14 protein-coding genes are annotated in these 15,391 nt (G+C 65.1%); 8 read left to right on the top strand and 6 right to left on the bottom strand.

Annotation, left to right across the window (positions count from 1 at the left end):
* Positions 1 to 30 precede the first annotated feature (30 nt).
* Together cysM and yfcF are read left to right on the top strand one after the other, a co-directional pair.
* Positions 31 to 915, top strand: a complete 885-nt coding sequence (gene cysM, locus DB032_RS12155) for a cysteine synthase CysM (protein ID WP_107799724.1) — start codon at positions 31 to 33, stop codon at positions 913 to 915.
* Between the two features lie 155 nt (positions 916 to 1,070).
* The gene (yfcF, locus tag DB032_RS12150; RefSeq protein WP_107799723.1) at positions 1,071 to 1,694 is read left to right on the top strand and encodes a glutathione transferase; all 624 of its coding nucleotides are present in this window, start codon (positions 1,071 to 1,073) and stop codon (positions 1,692 to 1,694) included.
* Positions 1,695 to 1,729: 35 nt separating this feature from the next.
* Here yfcF and DB032_RS12145 read toward each other — a convergent pair whose 3' ends face one another.
* The 3 genes from DB032_RS12145 to DB032_RS12135 all read right to left on the bottom strand — a co-directional run bounded on the left by DB032_RS12145 (position 1,730) and on the right by DB032_RS12135 (position 4,549).
* Entirely contained in the window at positions 1,730 to 2,917 is a 1,188-nt protein-coding gene (locus DB032_RS12145) for a patatin-like phospholipase family protein (protein ID WP_107799722.1), read from the bottom strand.
* Entirely contained in the window at positions 2,914 to 3,696 is a 783-nt protein-coding gene (locus tag DB032_RS12140; RefSeq protein WP_107799721.1) for a 3-hydroxybutyrate dehydrogenase, read from the bottom strand. Before DB032_RS12140 ends, DB032_RS12145 begins: the two co-directional genes overlap by 4 nt.
* A gap of 112 nt (positions 3,697 to 3,808) precedes the next feature.
* Positions 3,809 to 4,549 carry an acetoacetate decarboxylase gene (locus DB032_RS12135; RefSeq protein WP_107799720.1) on the bottom strand — a complete coding sequence of 247 codons (741 nt, stop codon included), beginning with the start codon at positions 4,547 to 4,549 and terminating at the stop codon, positions 3,809 to 3,811.
* 323 nt (positions 4,550 to 4,872) lie between these two features.
* Between DB032_RS12135 and DB032_RS12130 the strand changes: the two genes are divergently transcribed.
* Positions 4,873 to 5,652: an HAD-IIA family hydrolase gene (locus DB032_RS12130; protein ID WP_107799719.1), complete on the top strand. Its 780-nt coding sequence runs from the start codon at positions 4,873 to 4,875 to the stop codon at positions 5,650 to 5,652.
* Between the two features lie 146 nt (positions 5,653 to 5,798).
* Here DB032_RS12130 and DB032_RS12125 read toward each other — a convergent pair whose 3' ends face one another.
* A complete protein-coding gene (locus DB032_RS12125) occupies positions 5,799 to 7,064 on the bottom strand; it encodes a DEAD/DEAH box helicase (protein WP_107799718.1) in 1,266 nt (421 codons plus the stop codon).
* 141 nt (positions 7,065 to 7,205) lie between these two features.
* Between DB032_RS12125 and hflX the strand changes: the two genes are divergently transcribed.
* Entirely contained in the window at positions 7,206 to 8,594 is a 1,389-nt protein-coding gene (gene hflX, locus DB032_RS12120) for a GTPase HflX (RefSeq protein ID WP_107799717.1), read from the top strand.
* A gap of 244 nt (positions 8,595 to 8,838) precedes the next feature.
* Complete coding sequence (locus DB032_RS12115) at positions 8,839 to 10,506, top strand: ABC-F family ATP-binding cassette domain-containing protein (protein ID WP_107799716.1); 1,668 nt, start codon at positions 8,839 to 8,841, stop codon at positions 10,504 to 10,506.
* 114 nt (positions 10,507 to 10,620) lie between these two features.
* On the opposite strand, the gene msrB is transcribed toward DB032_RS12115, so the two are convergent.
* Positions 10,621 to 11,013, bottom strand: coding sequence for a peptide-methionine (R)-S-oxide reductase MsrB (gene msrB, locus DB032_RS12110; RefSeq protein WP_107799715.1), 393 nt, complete (start codon positions 11,011 to 11,013; stop codon positions 10,621 to 10,623).
* Positions 11,014 to 11,623: 610 nt separating this feature from the next.
* Here msrB and DB032_RS12105 point away from each other — a divergent pair.
* Genes DB032_RS12105 through DB032_RS12095 form a run of 3 tightly spaced genes read left to right on the top strand, consistent with a single transcriptional unit; the run spans position 11,624 to position 14,679 of the window.
* Complete coding sequence (locus DB032_RS12105; RefSeq protein WP_107799714.1) at positions 11,624 to 13,639, top strand: RICIN domain-containing protein; 2,016 nt, start codon at positions 11,624 to 11,626, stop codon at positions 13,637 to 13,639.
* A 7-nt stretch (positions 13,640 to 13,646) separates the two neighbouring features.
* On the top strand, positions 13,647 to 14,057 hold the full coding sequence (locus tag DB032_RS12100) for a hypothetical protein (RefSeq protein ID WP_107799713.1): 411 nt from the start codon (positions 13,647 to 13,649) through the stop codon (positions 14,055 to 14,057).
* Between the two features lies 1 nt (position 14,058).
* Complete coding sequence (locus DB032_RS12095) at positions 14,059 to 14,679, top strand: SCO family protein (RefSeq protein ID WP_107799712.1); 621 nt, start codon at positions 14,059 to 14,061, stop codon at positions 14,677 to 14,679.
* A gap of 42 nt (positions 14,680 to 14,721) precedes the next feature.
* On the opposite strand, the gene DB032_RS12090 is transcribed toward DB032_RS12095, so the two are convergent.
* A complete protein-coding gene (locus DB032_RS12090) occupies positions 14,722 to 15,363 on the bottom strand; it encodes a histidine phosphatase family protein (protein ID WP_107799711.1) in 642 nt (213 codons plus the stop codon).
* Between the last annotated feature and the right edge of the window lie 28 nt (positions 15,364 to 15,391).

Genomic DNA, 15,391 nt, shown 5'->3' with positions numbered 1-15,391 from the left:
TAATGGCCGTTCCCCGTTGGAGAACGCGTCGTGTACAAGCATCTGGAAGATTTCGTCGGCCACACCCCCTTGGTCAGACTCAAGCGCCTGCCCGGCGTCACCAGCAACATCGTGCTGGTCAAGCTGGAAGGCAATAACCCGGCGGGCTCGGTCAAAGACCGGCCGGCGCTGTCCATGATCCGTCGCGCGGAAGAGCGCGGCGAGATTCAGCCGGGCGATACGCTGATCGAACCCACCAGCGGCAACACCGGCATCGCGTTGGCGATGGCGGCGGCGATGATGGGCTATAAGATGATCCTCATCATGCCGGAGAACTCCAGCGCCGAGCGGGTGCAGGCGATGCGCGCCTACGGCGCGGAAGTGGTCCTGACCCCCAAGGAAGCCTCCATGCCGGGTTCCATCGACCTGGCTCGCAAGATGGAAGCCGCCGGCCAGGGCCGCATCCTCGATCAATTCTCCAATCCGGACAATCCGCTGGCCCACTATGAAAGCACCGGGCCGGAAATCTGGCATGACACCCGGGGCGGCGTCACCCACTTCGTGTCCAGCATGGGCACCACCGGCACCGTCATGGGCACCAGCCGCTATCTGAAGCAGCAAAATCCGGCGATCCAGATCGTGGGCGTGCATCCGGAGCCGGGCAGCCAGATCGCCGGCATCCGTAAATGGGAAGACCCTTACGTGCCCAAGATTTGCGACTTCTCGCAACTGGACGATTTGCAGCACGTCGGCCAGCAGGAGGCCGAGGATATGGCGCGGCAACTGGCGCGCGAGGAGGGCATCCTGGCCGGGCCTTCGTCCGGCGGCGCCTTGGCGGTGGCGCTGCGCCTGTCGCGTCAGCTGGAGAACGCGGTCATCGTCTCCATCATCTGCGACCGCGGCGACCGTTACCTGTCCACCGGACTGTTCGGCTGAGAGCGAGGGTTCACGCCCCTTCCGGCCAAGGCGCTTGTGAACCGCGTCACAAGACGGACGGCGCGGCGGAACGCAGTGTTCGCGTTTTGGCGCTGGCGTCCGGCGCCTCATGTCGCTAGCATCGGGAGTCCATTGTCCCCGTCCCGGAGGCTCCGATGCTGCTGCATGTCGATTCCCGTTTTCTCAGCCCTTACGCGCTGTCCGCCTTTGTCGCCCTGAAAGAAAAGGGGCTGACTTTCGAACTATCGACCGTCAGCCTGGAGGCGCAGGCCAATCTGGCGGCCGACTATCGGCGTCAGTCGCTGACCGCCCGCGTGCCCATGCTGGAAGACGGCGAGTTCCGTCTCAGCGAATCCTCGGCCATTGCCGAATATCTGGAAGACGCTTATCCCGAACGCGCGCGGCTATACCCGCAGGACTTGCGCCAGCGCGCTCGCGCGCGCCAGCTGCAAGCCTGGCTGCGCAGCGATCTGATGGCGCTGCGGGAAGACCGCAACACCGAGGTGGTGTTTCTGCGTCCGGCGGCGGGCACGCTGGCGCCGGAAGCGCGCCAGGCGGCCGGCAAGCTGATCGCGGCCGCGGAGCAATTGCTGCCGGCCGACGGCGGCGAGCTGTTCGGCGCCTGGTGTCTGGCCGATACCGATCTCGCGCTAATGCTGAAACGGCTGCAATACGACGATGCGCTGCCGCCGCGCTTGGCCGCCTACGCCGAGCGCCAATGGCGGCGGCCGGCGGTGCAGGACTGGCTAGCGCGGGGACGGCGGGCGGCCTCGGCTTGAAGGGCTGAGCGCGCGCCCGCGCCTGGACTGCCGTTTCAGCGATGCACGTCGTGGGTGACGAAGGGCCGGTCCGGCGACGGCATCTCCAGCCAGTCCGGATGGCGTAGTGTGCGGCGGATGTCCTGATAGCCGCTGGCCCAGTGCGCGCGCATGGTCTGGGCGCCGAATTGATAATCCTTGTGGTGGTCTTCGTACTCCTTGTCCTGGTAGATCAGGTGTATCACCTTCAACAGCCGGCCGCAGGCCAGTTCGTGGGCGTGGCGGTAGGCCGGGTGTTCGCGTTGCGCCTCCGGCACCAGTTCCATCAGCTGCCGCAGTAAGCCGCGATAGTTCTGTTCCCGTTTCATCGTGTCGGTGATCTGCCGGGTGCGGCTGGAGTACTGGATGTCCTTCTGACGCATCGCGATCGCCTTCATGTCTGTGGGCGGTTCGCCCTTGGCGCTCCACAGGTCCACCTGGAACACCAGCGAGTTCTTGCGCGGCTCGGTGCTCAGTATCTGCTTCAGCGGCGTATTGGACACCAGGCCGCCGTCCCAGTAGTACTCGCCGTCTATCTCCACCGCCGGAAAGCCCGGCGGCAGCGCGCCGGAAGCCATGAAATGCTCGGCGCGCAGTTTTTGGCGGGTATTGTCGAAGTAGACGAAGTTGCCGCTGCGCAGATTGACCGCGCCCACCGACACCCGCATCTGATCGCTGTCGTTGATGCGGTCGAAATCGGCGAAACGTTCCAGCGTGCCCTTCAGCGGCGAGGTGTCGTAAAGGCTGCAATTGGCGGGCGAGGGCGCGCCGCTTGGCCAGGGCGAGCGCGGCAGGAAGAAGCCGTTCTGGCCCTCGGTCAGCGCGCGCCAGGCCTCCCAGCTCGCCATCAGTCCGTTCAGCCCCGCCGGCCAATGGTGGGTGTCCAGTTGGCTGAAGGGGCTGGCCGGCAAAAACGGCGGCCGGCAGATGGTGTCCCAGAAGGCGCGCAACTGCTCCACCCGCCGCTCCGGCGGGTTGCCGGCGATGATGGCGGCGTTGAGCGCGCCGATGGAAATGCCGGCCACCCAGTTGGGGTGCAGCTCGGCCTCGGCCAGGCCCTGGTAGACGCCGGGCTGGTAGGAGCCCAGCGCGCCGCCGCCCTGCAGCACCAGCGCCAGCACCTGGTAGCGGTGGCCGGGCGGCAGGCTGCGGCTCTGGTACAGGCCGCCGCTCTGCGGGCAGGCGGGGTTGTGCGGCGGCGTCATTGCATATACCAGCCGTGGCTGACAATCACCGATTGTCCGGTGAGCGCGGCGCTGGGGAAGGCGGCCAGGAACAGCGCGGTCTGGGCCACGTCTTCCACCGTGGTGAACACCCCGTCCACGGTATTGCCCAGCATCACGCGCTTGACCACTTCTTCCTCGCTGATGCCCAGCTCTTTGGCCTGCTCCGGAATCTGCTTCTCCACCAGCGGCGTGCGCACGAAGCCCGGGCAGATCACGTGGGCGCGCACATTGTATTCCGCGCCTTCCTTGGCCAGCACCCGGCACAGGCCCAGCAGCGCGTGTTTGGCGGTGACGTAGGCGGATTTGAGCTTGGATGCCTCGTGGGAGTGCACCGACCCCATATAGATCACGGTGCCGCCGCGCTTGTCCTGATACATATGGCGCAGCGCGGCCTTGGTGGTGAGAAAGGCGCCGTCCACGTGGATGGCCTGCATCTTCTTCCAGTCGGAAAACGAGTAGTCCACCAGCGGGTTGACGATCTGGATGCCGGCGTTGGAGATCAGGATGTCCAGCCCGCCCAGCGCGTCCACCGCCGCCTGGGTGCCGGCGTTGACGGATTCCTCATGGGTCACGTCCATCGCCACGCCCACCGCCTTGCCGCCGGCGGCCTTGATCTCTTCCGCCGCGGCTTGCGCCGCCGTCAGGTTGATGTCGGCGATGGCCACCGCCGCGCCGGCGCGGGCGTAGGTTTCCGCAATGGCTTTGCCTATGCCGCTGGCCGCGCCGGTGATCAATGCCACTTTGCCGTTCAATTGCATGCTGCTCTCCTTGTCGTCGGGTGGGGTGCGCCGCATAGCGGCTTGGCGCCGGTTTCCGCCTCGTCTCGTCCTTGCTCGCGAGACTTTGAACAGGTTCTGTAAGTACAGGCGCTTAGTTCAGGTAATCGAATTCCACTTCGCCCAGGCCCAGGGTCAGGTCGGCGACGATGTGGCGCGCCTCCACCACTTCCAGCACCGGCAGTTCCGCCACCGGGGCCAGCGCGTGGGGAAACAGCGCCAGCGCCGCCGGCCCGCTCCAGGCGCCGTGCACGGTGACGTCCTTGAGGTGAAAGCGCACCAGCTCGCAGATGCGAACGCTGCCGTCCACATGCGGGATGATCTTCAAGAGGAAGTTGGGCGTGTTGACCATGGAGCGCTGCAGCGCGCTGGCGTCCTGGGCGTGATGTTTGTAGCCCATGGTGGCGGTGGCCACCCGCACCGGGCCGTAGTCCAGTTCGCCCACCAGGGTGTCGGTGCGCACTTGCAGCCGCGGGCAGGCCAGCTTCTTGGGAAAGCCCCACAGTTCGCGGCCGCCGGCGATGGGCGGGTGGTCGTTCAGATACATCGCGTGGGTGTAATTGCCGGCCACGCCACCCAGCAGAACCGGGATCACCTGGCCGCTTTCGGTGTAGTCGCCAAAGCCGGTGGAGTCCGGCATGCGGATGAACTCGAAGTTGACCAGATCCGAGGCCGGCTGCAGCGGTTCCGGCACCGCCTCGCGCAGCTTGGCCGGATCGGTGCGATAAGTGATGATGAAGAATTCGCGGTTGGTGAAGCGGTAGGGGCCGCGGGGGAAGGCGGGGTTGGTCAGCGGCATGGCGAAGGCCTGCTCGCGGATGGCGTCGATGTTCATACGTGCTGCGCTCCCTGGATGGCAAAAGGTCGCGCCGGGACGGCGCGGCCGCTGCTGCGAAAGGAGCCCGCCGGCGGAACGGCCCGACGGGCATGCGTGCATCTGGCTCCGATGGTACAGGCAAAGATCCCATACAGATAGCTTGGCGCGGCGTCGCCTGTCCATTGGGACGACGCCGCGCGCCCGGCCGCTGTCTTTCCGCTCGGCGGCAAGGAGGGCGTCGGCCACCGCGCCGCCGTGCTATGCTGTCGCCGTTGCGGCGAATGAGCCGCGGCCCGCCACCGTGCCGGCGGAGTCGGCACTTGCAGTTTTGGATGGACCGTATGAGCAAAAGCATCATTTCCGACATGGACGGAGTGATTTATCGGGGCAAGCAACTGATTCCGGGCGCGCGCGATTTCGTCAACCGCCTGACGCAGGGCGGCACGCCCTTCCTGTTTCTGACCAATAACGCGGAGCAGACGCCGCTGGATCTGAGGCTGAAGCTGGAGAGCCTGGGCATCAACGGCGTGACGGAAGACAACTTCATCACCAGCGCGATGGCCACGGCGATGTTTCTGCGCAGCCAGACGCGCAAGGCCATGCCCACCGCCTACGTGGTGGGCGGCGCCGGCCTGATCAACGAGCTGTACAAGGTGGGGTTTTCCATTTCCGAATCCCATCCGGACTACGTGGTGGTGGCCAAGTCCCAGACCTTCAGTTTCGAGCAGATCAAGAAGGCGGTGCGTTTTATCGACCAGGGCGCCAAATTCATCGGCACCAACCCGGATATGATCGATCCGATAGAGGGCGGCGGCTACGAGCCGGCCGCCGGCACGCTGCTGGCCGCCATCGAGGCCGCCACCGGCAAGAAGCCCTACATCGTGGGCAAGCCGAACTCGCTGATGATGATGCTGGCCACCCGCAAGCTGGGCGTGCATCCGGAGGAGGCGGTGATGATAGGCGACCGGATGGACACCGACATCGTCGGCGGCATAGAAGCCGGCATGGGCACCGCGCTGGTGTTGTCCGGCGTGTCGTCGCGCGAATCCATGGAGCAGTTTCCCTACCAGCCGGACTATGTGTTCGAGAGCGTGGCGGAGATTGATCCGGGGGCCTTGTAAGAGCCTGGCTACGTTCTGTTGCGCGTCGCGAGGCTTTGAACAAGCCATGGCCGGTCAGGCCGGCGTCGGACGAAAACAGGGCCGCTCCCGTTTGGGGGCGGCCCTGTTTGTTTGCCGTCTAGATCCCGCTCGGCCCGGCGAGGCGCTCAGCGCTGCTCGGCTTGGGCCGCGGCTTCCCGCAATTTGTCCTTCTTACTCTTGCGTTTGCCCTTGACGCCGCCGTTGTCGGCTGCCGGGTTCGTGGCGGCGCTCGCGGCCGCGGCCGGGCTGGCGGCGACGGGTTCGAAACCGGCGATCCGTTCGCGCGGCAGTCGCAGTTGCTGGCGTTTCTCTATCAATTGGAAATGTGCGGCGCAATCGGCGCTGACGAAGCTGATGGCCTCGCCGCTGGCGCCGGCGCGGCCGGTGCGACCGATGCGGTGGGTGTAGTCCACCGGCGAGCGCGGCAGATCGTAGTTCACCACCACCGGCAGGCGGGCGATGTCGATGCCGCGCGCGGCCACATCGGTGGCCACCAGAACTTGCAGACGGCCGGACTTGAGGTCGGCCAGCACCTGGCCGCGTTGTCCCTGGCTGCAATCGCCGTGCAGCGCGGCGGCGCGGACGCCGGCGGCCTGCAGCTTGCCGGCCACTCGGTCTGCGGTGTGGCGGCTGGCCACGAAGACCAGAGCCCGCTCCCAGCCATGGGTGTGCAGCAGATGGCGCAACAACATGGTGCGCCGGCCGGCGTCCACCTCGATGACGCGCTGGCGGATGTCCGGCGCGGCGACGTCGCCGGGCTCGATGTCGATATGCCGCGGCTGGTTCAGCAGTTGCTCCGCCAGCGCGCGCACGGCGGGCGGGAAGGTGGCGGAAAACATCAGGTTTTGCCGGTAGGGCGGCAGCTGCGCCAGCACGCGGGCCAGTTCGTCGGCGAAACCGAGGTCGAGCAGGCGGTCGGCCTCGTCCAGCACCAGGGTGTCGACGGCGGCGAGCCGCAGCGCATTGTGCGCCAGCAGGTCCAGCAGCCGGCCGGGCGTGGCCGCCACGATGTCGGCGCCGCCGCGCAAGGCCATCATCTGAGGATTGATGGAGACGCCGCCGAAGACCACGGCGATCTTGGGCCGGCGCGGCAGGCCCTGGGCCAGCTGGCGCAGGGCGTCGCCCACTTGCGCCGCCAGTTCCCTGGTGGGGAGCAGGATCAGCGTTTGCGTCTGGCGAGGCGAGGCCTGGCGGCCAGCCAGCCATTGCTGCAACAGCGGCAGGCAGTAGGCCGCGGTTTTGCCGGAACCGGTTTGCGCGGTGGCCAGCACGTCGTGGCCTTGCAAAACGGCGGGGACGGCGGCGAGCTGAACCGCGGTGGGGGCCGGGTAGCCCTGATCGCTGGCGGAGGCCCAGTGAGGTGAATGACATGGATTGGCGTTGACGGCGATGTACTTGAAGCGGCAGGAGTATCGACGCTGCCCGCGGCCGGGTCAAGCGGGGCGTGGCGTCGCCGCAACGCGCGTTGCGCAGCGGGAAGTCCCGTTTGCGAGTACTATCTGGGCTCGCTATCAAGTTAAAGTCATACGCACATGCAAACAGAAGTCAAAGAGAAACCCCGCTACGCCCTGGTGGCCTCGGTCCAGTTGCCCGATGTCAGCGATGTCGAGTTCGAGGCCTCGCTCACCGAGCTGAGCGAACTGGCCAAGACCCTGGGCTTCCAAGTGGTGCGGACCTTTGTGCAAAAGCGTAACAGCTTCGACCGCACCGCCTATATGGGCGTGGGCAAGCTGGAGGAAATCAGCCAGTTCGTCAATCGCGGTCTTCGCAACGACGAGCTGGAGGACGCGCCTCCGGTCTTGGACGCCGGCACGGTGGAGATCGACGCCCTGCTGGTGGACCACGAAATCTCGCCGTCGCAGGCGCGCAATCTGGAGCTGGCCGTCGGCTGCGAGGTGATGGACCGCACCATGGTGATTCTGGAGATCTTCCACCGCAACGCCCGCTCGCGCGCGGCGCGCGCCCAGGTGGAAATCGCCCGTCTCGGTTATATGGCGCCGCGCTTGCGCGAGGCGGCCAAGCTGGCCGGGCCGCAAGGCCGGCAGCGCAGCGGCATGGGCGGGCGCGGCGCCGGCGAATCGCATACCGAGCTGGATCGTCGCAAGGTGCGCGACCGCATCGCCGAGCTGCAGCGCGAAATCGTCGCGATGGAGCTGGAGCGCAAGACCCAGCGCGCGCGCCGGCTGGAGCGCCAGGGCCAGGGCCTGGGCGGGGTGTCGCTGGTGGGCTACACCAATGCCGGCAAGTCCACGCTGATGCGCGCCTTGACCGGCAGCGAAGTGCTGGTGGCCAATAAGCTGTTCGCCACCCTGGACACCACGGTGCGCGCCATCTACCCGGAAAGCGTGCCGCGGGTGCTGGTCAGCGATACCGTGGGCTTCATCAAGAACCTGCCTCACGGCCTGGTGGCCTCGTTCAAGTCCACGCTGGAAGAAGCGCTGGACGCGGCCCTGCTGCTGCATGTGATCGACGCCAGCGACCCGGGCTTCCAGCGTCAGCTGGAAGTGACCGACGAGGTCTTGAAGGAAATCGGCGCCGACGAAGTGCCGCGCATCCGGGTGTTCAACAAGATAGACCATGTCGGCGACGCGGCCGAGCAGGCGGCCTGGGCCGCCGAGCTGCGGCAACGCTATCCGGACTGTGTGGTGATGAGCGCGCGCCGCCCCGAGGAAGTGGCGGCGCTGCGCGCGCTGATCGTGGCCTTCTTCCAGCGAGATCTGGAGGAAGGCGAACTGCTGCTGCCGTGGTCCGCTCAGCAACTGCGCGGCGAAATCTACAGCCACTGCCAGGTGCTGGAAGAACGCGCGGAGGAAGAGGGCAGCTGGTTCCGCGTGCGCGGCGAGCCGGACAAGCTGCGCAGCCTGCGCGAGCAGTTGAACCCCGGCTCGCAGGGGCGTCAGAAGGAGTATTGGGAAGTCTGAGGCCTGAGCCTACGGCTCGGGCGTGGCGGAGCCGGGCCGTTCCTGGAACGCGCCCGCCGCCCCGCGTTTCGCAGAGATGGCGCAGACGCTTATCCTCCGTGAGCGCGCATCTGCGTATAATCCCTCCCTCGTGCCCCGGCTTTTGTCCGCGGGCATGCTTATTCATAGCATTCCGCCGGGACGCAAGTGGTCGCCGGGCTGCTGTTTTCTTGCTTCCTAAAATTCTGCAACACTGCTATTCCCAATGATTATTCTGAAAAACGTGGCTTTGCGTCGCGGAACCAAAGTCTTGCTGGACGGCGCGACAGTCAATATCAACCCCGGTGAAAAGGTCGGCCTGGTAGGGCGCAACGGCGCGGGCAAGTCTTCACTGTTCGCGGTCTTGAACGGCAGCCTGCACGAAGACAGCGGCGATTTCTCCATCCCCAGCCAGTGGCGGATGGCGCAGGTGGCGCAGGACATGCCGGAAACCTCGCAGACCGCCACCGAGTTCGTGGTGGAAGGCGATACCGCCTTGCTGGCGGCGCGGCGCGAAGTGGCCGAAGCCGAGGCGGGCGAGGACTATATGCGCATGGCGCATGCCTACACCGCGCTGAACGACGCCGGCGAGCATGACGCTCCCGCGCGGGCGCAGGCGCTGATCCTGGGCCTGGGCTTTAGCGTGGCCGAGTTGCAGCGGCCGGTGAACAGTTTTTCCGGCGGCTGGCGCATGCGTTTGCAGCTGGCGCGCGCGCTGATGTGCCCGTCCGATCTATTGCTCTTGGATGAACCGACCAACCACCTCGACCTGGACGCCTTGGTCTGGCTGGAGGCCTGGCTGAAACAGTACGCCGGAACCATGGTGGTGATCAGCCATGACCGCGAATTCCTGGACGCGGTGACCAATGTCACCCTGCACATCGACCACGGCAAGCTGGTGCGCTATGGCGGCAACTACAGCAAGTTCGAGGACATGCGGGCGGAGCAGATGATTTTGCAGCAGGCCGTGCTGGCCAAGCAGCAGGAGAAGATGGCGCATCTGCAGAAGTTCATCGACCGCTTCAAGGCCAAGGCAAGCAAGGCCAAGCAGGCGCAAAGCCGCGTCAAGGCGTTGGAACGGATGGAGAAGATTGCGCCGGTGCTGACCGAGGCCGACTTCCAGTTCGAGTTCAAGGAACCGAGCAGCCTGCCCAACCCGATGCTGACCATGTCTCAGGCCTCGTTCGGTTATCCGGCGGCGGAGGGAGCGGAGGAAGGCGCGCCGCCCGTCGTGATCGTCAACGGGGTGAACCGCTCCGTGCTGGCCGGGCAGCGCATCGGCATTCTGGGCGCCAACGGCCAGGGCAAGTCCACGCTGGTGAAGACGGTGGCCGAAGCGCTGACGGCCACCGGCGGCGAGATCATACGCGGCAAAGGCTTGAACATCGGCTACTTCTCGCAGCAAGAGCTGGACGTGTTGCGGCCGGAAGACGATCCGCTGCAGCATATGCTGCGCTTGGCGCGAGAAACGCCGGCGCAGTTGCGACCGCCATCCAACGACTGCCGCGAGCAGGGGCTGCGCAATTTCCTCGGCACCTTCAATTTCAGCGGCGACATGGTCAAGCAGGCGGTGGGCAGCATGAGCGGCGGAGAGAAAGCGCGGCTGGTGCTGTGCATGATCGTCTGGCTGCGCCCCAATCTATTGCTGCTGGACGAGCCGACCAACCATCTGGACCTAGCCACGCGCGAGGCCTTGAGCGTGGCGCTGAACGAGTTCGAGGGTTCGGTGATGCTGGTCAGCCACGACCGCGCGCTGCTGCGCGCGGTCTGCGACGAGTTCTGGATGGTGTCGCGCGGCGGCGTCAGCGATTTTGACGGCGATCTGGACGACTATCAGGTCTATCTGTTGGAAGAAGCCAAGCGCCGACGCGAAGAGGCGGCCGGCAAGCGTTAAACGGCGGCAGGCCCGCCCGCAGTCGGAAAAGTCATAAAAGGCAGTGTCGCCATGGATCGTGGCGGCGCTGCCTTTTTGGTTTGGGGTTCAGTTCAGCGGCAGACCTGGGCGGTCTCAAGGCTTGGGCGTGAAGCCCAGCGCCACCGAGTTGATGCAATAGCGCTCGCCGCTGGGCTCGGGACCGTCCGGAAACACATGGCCCAGGTGGGCGTCGCATTCGGAGCAGCGCACCTCGGTGCGAACCATGCCGTGCGAGGTGTCGACGATGCGGGCGATGCGCGCGCCGGCGGCTTCGGCCCAGAAGCTGGGCCAGCCACAGCCGGGGTCGTATTTGGCGTCGCTGTGGAATAGCAGGGTGCCGCAGCAAACGCAGTGGTAATCGCCGTTTTCGGTGCGGGTATAGTGTTCGCCGCTGAACGGGTGTTCGGTGCCGGCCTGGCGGGTGACGCGGTATTGTTCCGGCGTCAGCTGTCTTTGCCATTCCTGATCGGTTTTTTGCAGGGTCATGGTGTGCTCCTTTGCGGATGGTTTAAGTCTATTTTAGGGCCGGGCGCGGCTGCGGTACATCCGGCCTTGAGGTTTTGCTTGCCTGCGGCGCGGGCGGCGAGGGCGTTGACGGGCTCCTGTCCTGACCTTTAGTCGTGCCGGCGCCCCGCGGATGACAGCAACCGCATGGGGGGAGCGGGAGAATATGTCCTGTCTTATTGTTAATATATTAATTTAATTGAAAAGTACTTCTGAATAGCGCCTTTGTTTTCAAGCGTTCGGCGATTTTTGGTCTTTCCTCCAGGACGGTGTACTGTATTTGATACAAAAATCATTATCTGTTGTAAATTTTTGTTGTTTTTGTTGGGGCGAGCCATCAGAGTGGCGGCAGTGTCCGGCGCCGGCCGATCCGGCCGTGAGAAAGGACCAGGAGGGCATCTTGGCATGCCGTGACGTGTGTGGATCAAGCGATTTATAAGCGCCTGTCCAAAGCCCTGCGAGCAAGACGAGGCAAGGTCTTGCGGCTGAAGACGAGGAATAAACAGGCGCTGGAGGGGCACTCTGAAGATGGATTCGCTGTGTTGCGCCCAGGGGGCGCAGCGGACTTTGAACAGGCTATTAAGGGGACTTCATGTTGAAGCTTGGAAACGGATTGGTGACGCTGGCGAGCGGTGTTCTCGGCGTGTCATGGCTGCTGTGTCCTGAAGTGAGCGCGGCGGCCGCCACCGGCATCGTGGCGGTGAATAGCGGTCAGTGCTTGAATGTCGGCGGCGGTTCGACCAGCTCCGGAGCCGGCATCATTCAATGGCCTTGCTCGGCGGGGAGCAATGAGCAATGGACTTTCGTGCCCTTGGCAAACGGCTTTTACCACATCGTCTCGCAGAAATCGCAGATGTGCTTGAATGTGCCGGCTTCAAGCCGAAACCAGGGCGTTCAGCTGATTCAATGGCCATGCCAAAGCGTGGCGGTGGCCAATGATCAGTGGAAAATCCAGCCGGTGGATGTTGGCACTTACCATATCGTGTCGGCCTCCAGCGGCCAGTGCGTGAACATCTTTTCCGGCGTTGCGACGCAGGGAACCAAGGTGGTGCAATGGCCGTGCCAGGGCAAGGCGCAGGTGAACGACCAGTTCATGTTCGATTATCCCGGCGCCAAAAGCGCGGCGCTTCCCTCCGCCTGGAGCGGTGTGATTCCTCTGCCGGTCACCCCGGTGGGCGTCGCCAATCTGCCGGACAACAAGTTGATGATGTGGTCCGCGGATTTTCCCGACGCCTTCAGCGGGGACAGCGGCAATGGCAATAGCAAGACCTATACCGCGCTGTTCGACGCGGCGAAGAACGCGCCGCTGCCGTTGACGGTGGTGACCACCGGCGCGAATCTGTTCTGCCCCGGCACGTCGATGTTGCCCAACGGCAATCTGCTGATCAACGGCGGCTCCAGCAGCCCTAAAACGCAAATATACGATTGGGCGGCCAAGCGCTGGAGCGCCAGCGGCAATATGAACATCCCGCGGGGCTATGAGGCCAATACCGTGTTGTCGGACGGCCGGGTGCTGACTTTGGGCGGTTCCTGGAGCGGCGGCTACAACAGCAAGAGCCGGCCCAACCGCAGCGGGGAGGTGTGGGGCAACGGTCATTGGACTGTGCTTTCCGGTGTGCCGGAAAACAATGTGATCGGCCCCGATCCGCAGGACGCCAACGGCAGCGTGTACCGCGGCGACAACCATTTGTGGCTGTTCGCCGGCAGCGGCGGGACGGTGTTCCATGCCGGCCCCAGCGCTCAGATGAACTGGATAGGCACCAGCGGAGCCGGCAGCATCGTTTCGGCGGGGACGCGCGGCAATGATCCTTACAGCATCAACGGCAATGCGGTGATGTTTGACGCCGGCCTGATTCTGAAGCTGGGCGGCGCGCCGGCTTATCAGCAGAACACGGGCACCACCTATGCGAGCAACTCAGCCCATCTGATCGATATCCGCGGCGGACCCAAGGCCCAGGTGAAGGTGAAGTCGCTGCCCGGAATGAGCTATCGCCGCGCATTCGCCAATGCGGTGGCCTTGCCCGACGGCGACGTGGTGGTGGTGGGCGGGCAGACGATACCGCAGCCGTTCACGGACTCCTATGCGGTGCTGACGCCGGAGCTGTGGAGTTCGGCGAAACAGGTGTTCCAGCCCTTGAAGCCCATGCAGGTGCCGCGGACCTACCATAGCACGGCGATTCTGTTGCAGGATGGGCGGGTGTTTGTCGGCGGCGGTGGCTTGTGCGGCGCCGGCTGCCCGCAAAATCACTTGAACGCGGAGATCCTGACCCCTCCTTATTTGTTGAACGCGGACGGCAGCCCGGCGGCCCGGCCGGTGATTAGCGCCGCGCCGGCGCAGGCGCGGCCGGGGAGCGTGATCGAAGTCAAAACGCAGCAGGCGGCGAGCCAGTTCGCCTTGATGAGGCTGTCCGCGGTGACGCATTCGGTCAACAACGATCAGCGTCGGATCGCTTTGTCGGTGTCGCAACTCGCGCCGATGGCGGGGGAAATGCGTTATTCCCTGCAGATTCCCGCGGATAGCGGCGCGGTTTTGCCGGGCTACTACATGTTGTTCGCGATGAGTCCGCAAGGGGTGCCCAGTGTCGCTCGCATCATCGCCATCAATTAAACGCGGCTTGGGCGCGCTCGCCTGCGGGCTTGCCCTGTGGGGGACGCCGTGCGCGGCCGGCGGCGAGGAGGCTGTGGACGGCGGCCGGCTGTTCTACGGCCAGACCGCCTTGGTCGGCCAGCTGTATGTCCATAACCGCCCCTTGGACAGCGAGTACGCGCGTTGCGCCAACTGTCATCGCCTGCAGGATCAGGCGCGGGCGGATGGCCGGTTTGCGCCGGACTTGGGCGCGCGCTTCTTGACGGAGGCCAGCGCCAGGCGCGGGGGGCCGGAGCGGGCGTATACCGAACCGAGCTTTTGCGAGATGTTGCGTAGCGGGAAAGACCCGACCGATATCCTGATCGGCACGGATATGCCGCGCTACCGGCTGAGCGCGGCGGAATGCCGGGCTTTATGGCTTTTTCTACAGGGGCATTAGCATGCAAGGCAAGGGCGGCGCGCCGTTGAATCCGGGACGGCGGAGGTTTGCGATGGGCTTGGCGGGCCTGGCGCCTTTATGGCTGGCGGGGCCGGCCGCATTGGCCAAAACCGCGTGGGCCGGAAATCTGGCCCTGGCGCACGGAGAGATCTCTCCGCCGCTGCCGCTGCCGGACTTCATGCTGAATGACAGCGATGGTCAACGGCGCAGCTTTCACGCCTTGTCGCAGCGGCGCGTGACGGCGGTTCAGCTGATTTTCACCGCCTGCTCAAATGTCTGCCCGATCCAGGGCGCGACGTTTCGGCAAGTGCAGGATTTGCTGCCGGAATCAAAGCGGGCGCGGATACAGTTATTGTCGTTGAGTCTTGACCCATTGAACGATTCGCCGGAACAGCTGCGGCGGTGGCTGGCCCGGTTTCGGCCTAAACCAGGCTGGCGGGCGGCCCGCCCCGAGCTGGCCGACCTGGATCTGATGCTGGCCACGTTCAATCAGCGTCGGACGGATTTGAGCGCGCACCACACGGAGGTCTTGCTGGTGGATTCGAAGAGCCGCTTGGTGTGGCGCTCAACGGAATTGCCGTCGGCGGAAACCATCGCGCGCACTCTGCTGGCCTTGGCGTAGTTGGCGGCCGGCCGCGCCCCGCTTGGGGGCGCGGCCGTCTTGCTATTGAATTTCGTCCAGCGCGGCGGCCAGGTGGGATTCGTCGGCCCATTGTTCAAGCCGCCATTGCCCGTCGCTATAGCTCAGCCAGTTCAAGGCCGCGTTGGGAATGGGGAAGTCGCGGGCTTCGGACATCGGCTTGCCGGTGGCCAGCCGGTACATCATTTCCAGCACGCCGCCGTGGGTGACCACCAGCAGGGTCTGGCCCAGATGGCGGCGGGCGATGCCGGTGAAGCCGTCGCGGATGCGGCCCATGAAGGCGTTGAGGCTTTCCCCGCCCTTGAGATCGTAGTCCGGGTCGCGGGATTTGAGTTGCAGATAGTCGTCGCGGATGCTGTGTTCCGCCTCGGCGTAGGTCAGGCCCTGAAACACGCCCATATGGCGCTCGCGCAATTCGGCGCTGAAGGTGGGCGTCAGATTCAATCGCGCCTGCAGCGGCGCGGCGGTCTGGCGGGTGCGGGTCAGGTCGCTGACGTAGAGGGCGTCGAAGGGGTAGCGTCCCGGCCATAGCGCGCGGCTGAGGCTTGTCGCCTGTTCCTGGCCGGTGGGGTTGAGGGGGATGTCGGTGTGGCCTTGCAGTCGATATTCGCGGTTCCAGTCGGTTTCGCCATGGCGGACGATGCAAAAACGGGTGGTGTGCTGCATTCCTGTCTTTCTGATTTTTTAACTGCCG

Source organism: Chromobacterium sp. Panama, assembly GCF_003052555.1.
GTDB lineage: Bacteria > Pseudomonadota > Gammaproteobacteria > Burkholderiales > Chromobacteriaceae > Chromobacterium.
Note: the sequence above shows the minus strand (reverse complement) of the source record. Positions and strands in the feature narration are given on the sequence as shown.

What these genes read in the sequence shown, in the direction of transcription:
- yfcF (WP_107799723.1), top strand. Translation starts at nt 1,071, where the DNA reads ATGCTGCTGCATGTCGATTCCCGTTTTCTCAGCCCTTACGCGCTGTCC.
- DB032_RS12145 (WP_107799722.1), bottom strand. Translation starts at nt 2,917, where the DNA reads ATGACGCCGCCGCACAACCCCGCCTGCCCGCAGAGCGGCGGCCTGTAC.
- DB032_RS12140 (WP_107799721.1), bottom strand. Translation starts at nt 3,696, where the DNA reads ATGCAATTGAACGGCAAAGTGGCATTGATCACCGGCGCGGCCAGCGGC.
- DB032_RS12135 (WP_107799720.1), bottom strand. Translation starts at nt 4,549, where the DNA reads ATGAACATCGACGCCATCCGCGAGCAGGCCTTCGCCATGCCGCTGACC.
- DB032_RS12130 (WP_107799719.1), top strand. Translation starts at nt 4,873, where the DNA reads ATGAGCAAAAGCATCATTTCCGACATGGACGGAGTGATTTATCGGGGC.
- hflX (WP_107799717.1), top strand. Translation starts at nt 7,206, where the DNA reads ATGCAAACAGAAGTCAAAGAGAAACCCCGCTACGCCCTGGTGGCCTCG.
- DB032_RS12115 (WP_107799716.1), top strand. Translation starts at nt 8,839, where the DNA reads ATGATTATTCTGAAAAACGTGGCTTTGCGTCGCGGAACCAAAGTCTTG.
- msrB (WP_107799715.1), bottom strand. Translation starts at nt 11,013, where the DNA reads ATGACCCTGCAAAAAACCGATCAGGAATGGCAAAGACAGCTGACGCCG.
- DB032_RS12105 (WP_107799714.1), top strand. Translation starts at nt 11,624, where the DNA reads ATGTTGAAGCTTGGAAACGGATTGGTGACGCTGGCGAGCGGTGTTCTC.
- DB032_RS12095 (WP_107799712.1), top strand. Translation starts at nt 14,059, where the DNA reads ATGCAAGGCAAGGGCGGCGCGCCGTTGAATCCGGGACGGCGGAGGTTT.
- DB032_RS12090 (WP_107799711.1), bottom strand. Translation starts at nt 15,363, where the DNA reads ATGCAGCACACCACCCGTTTTTGCATCGTCCGCCATGGCGAAACCGAC.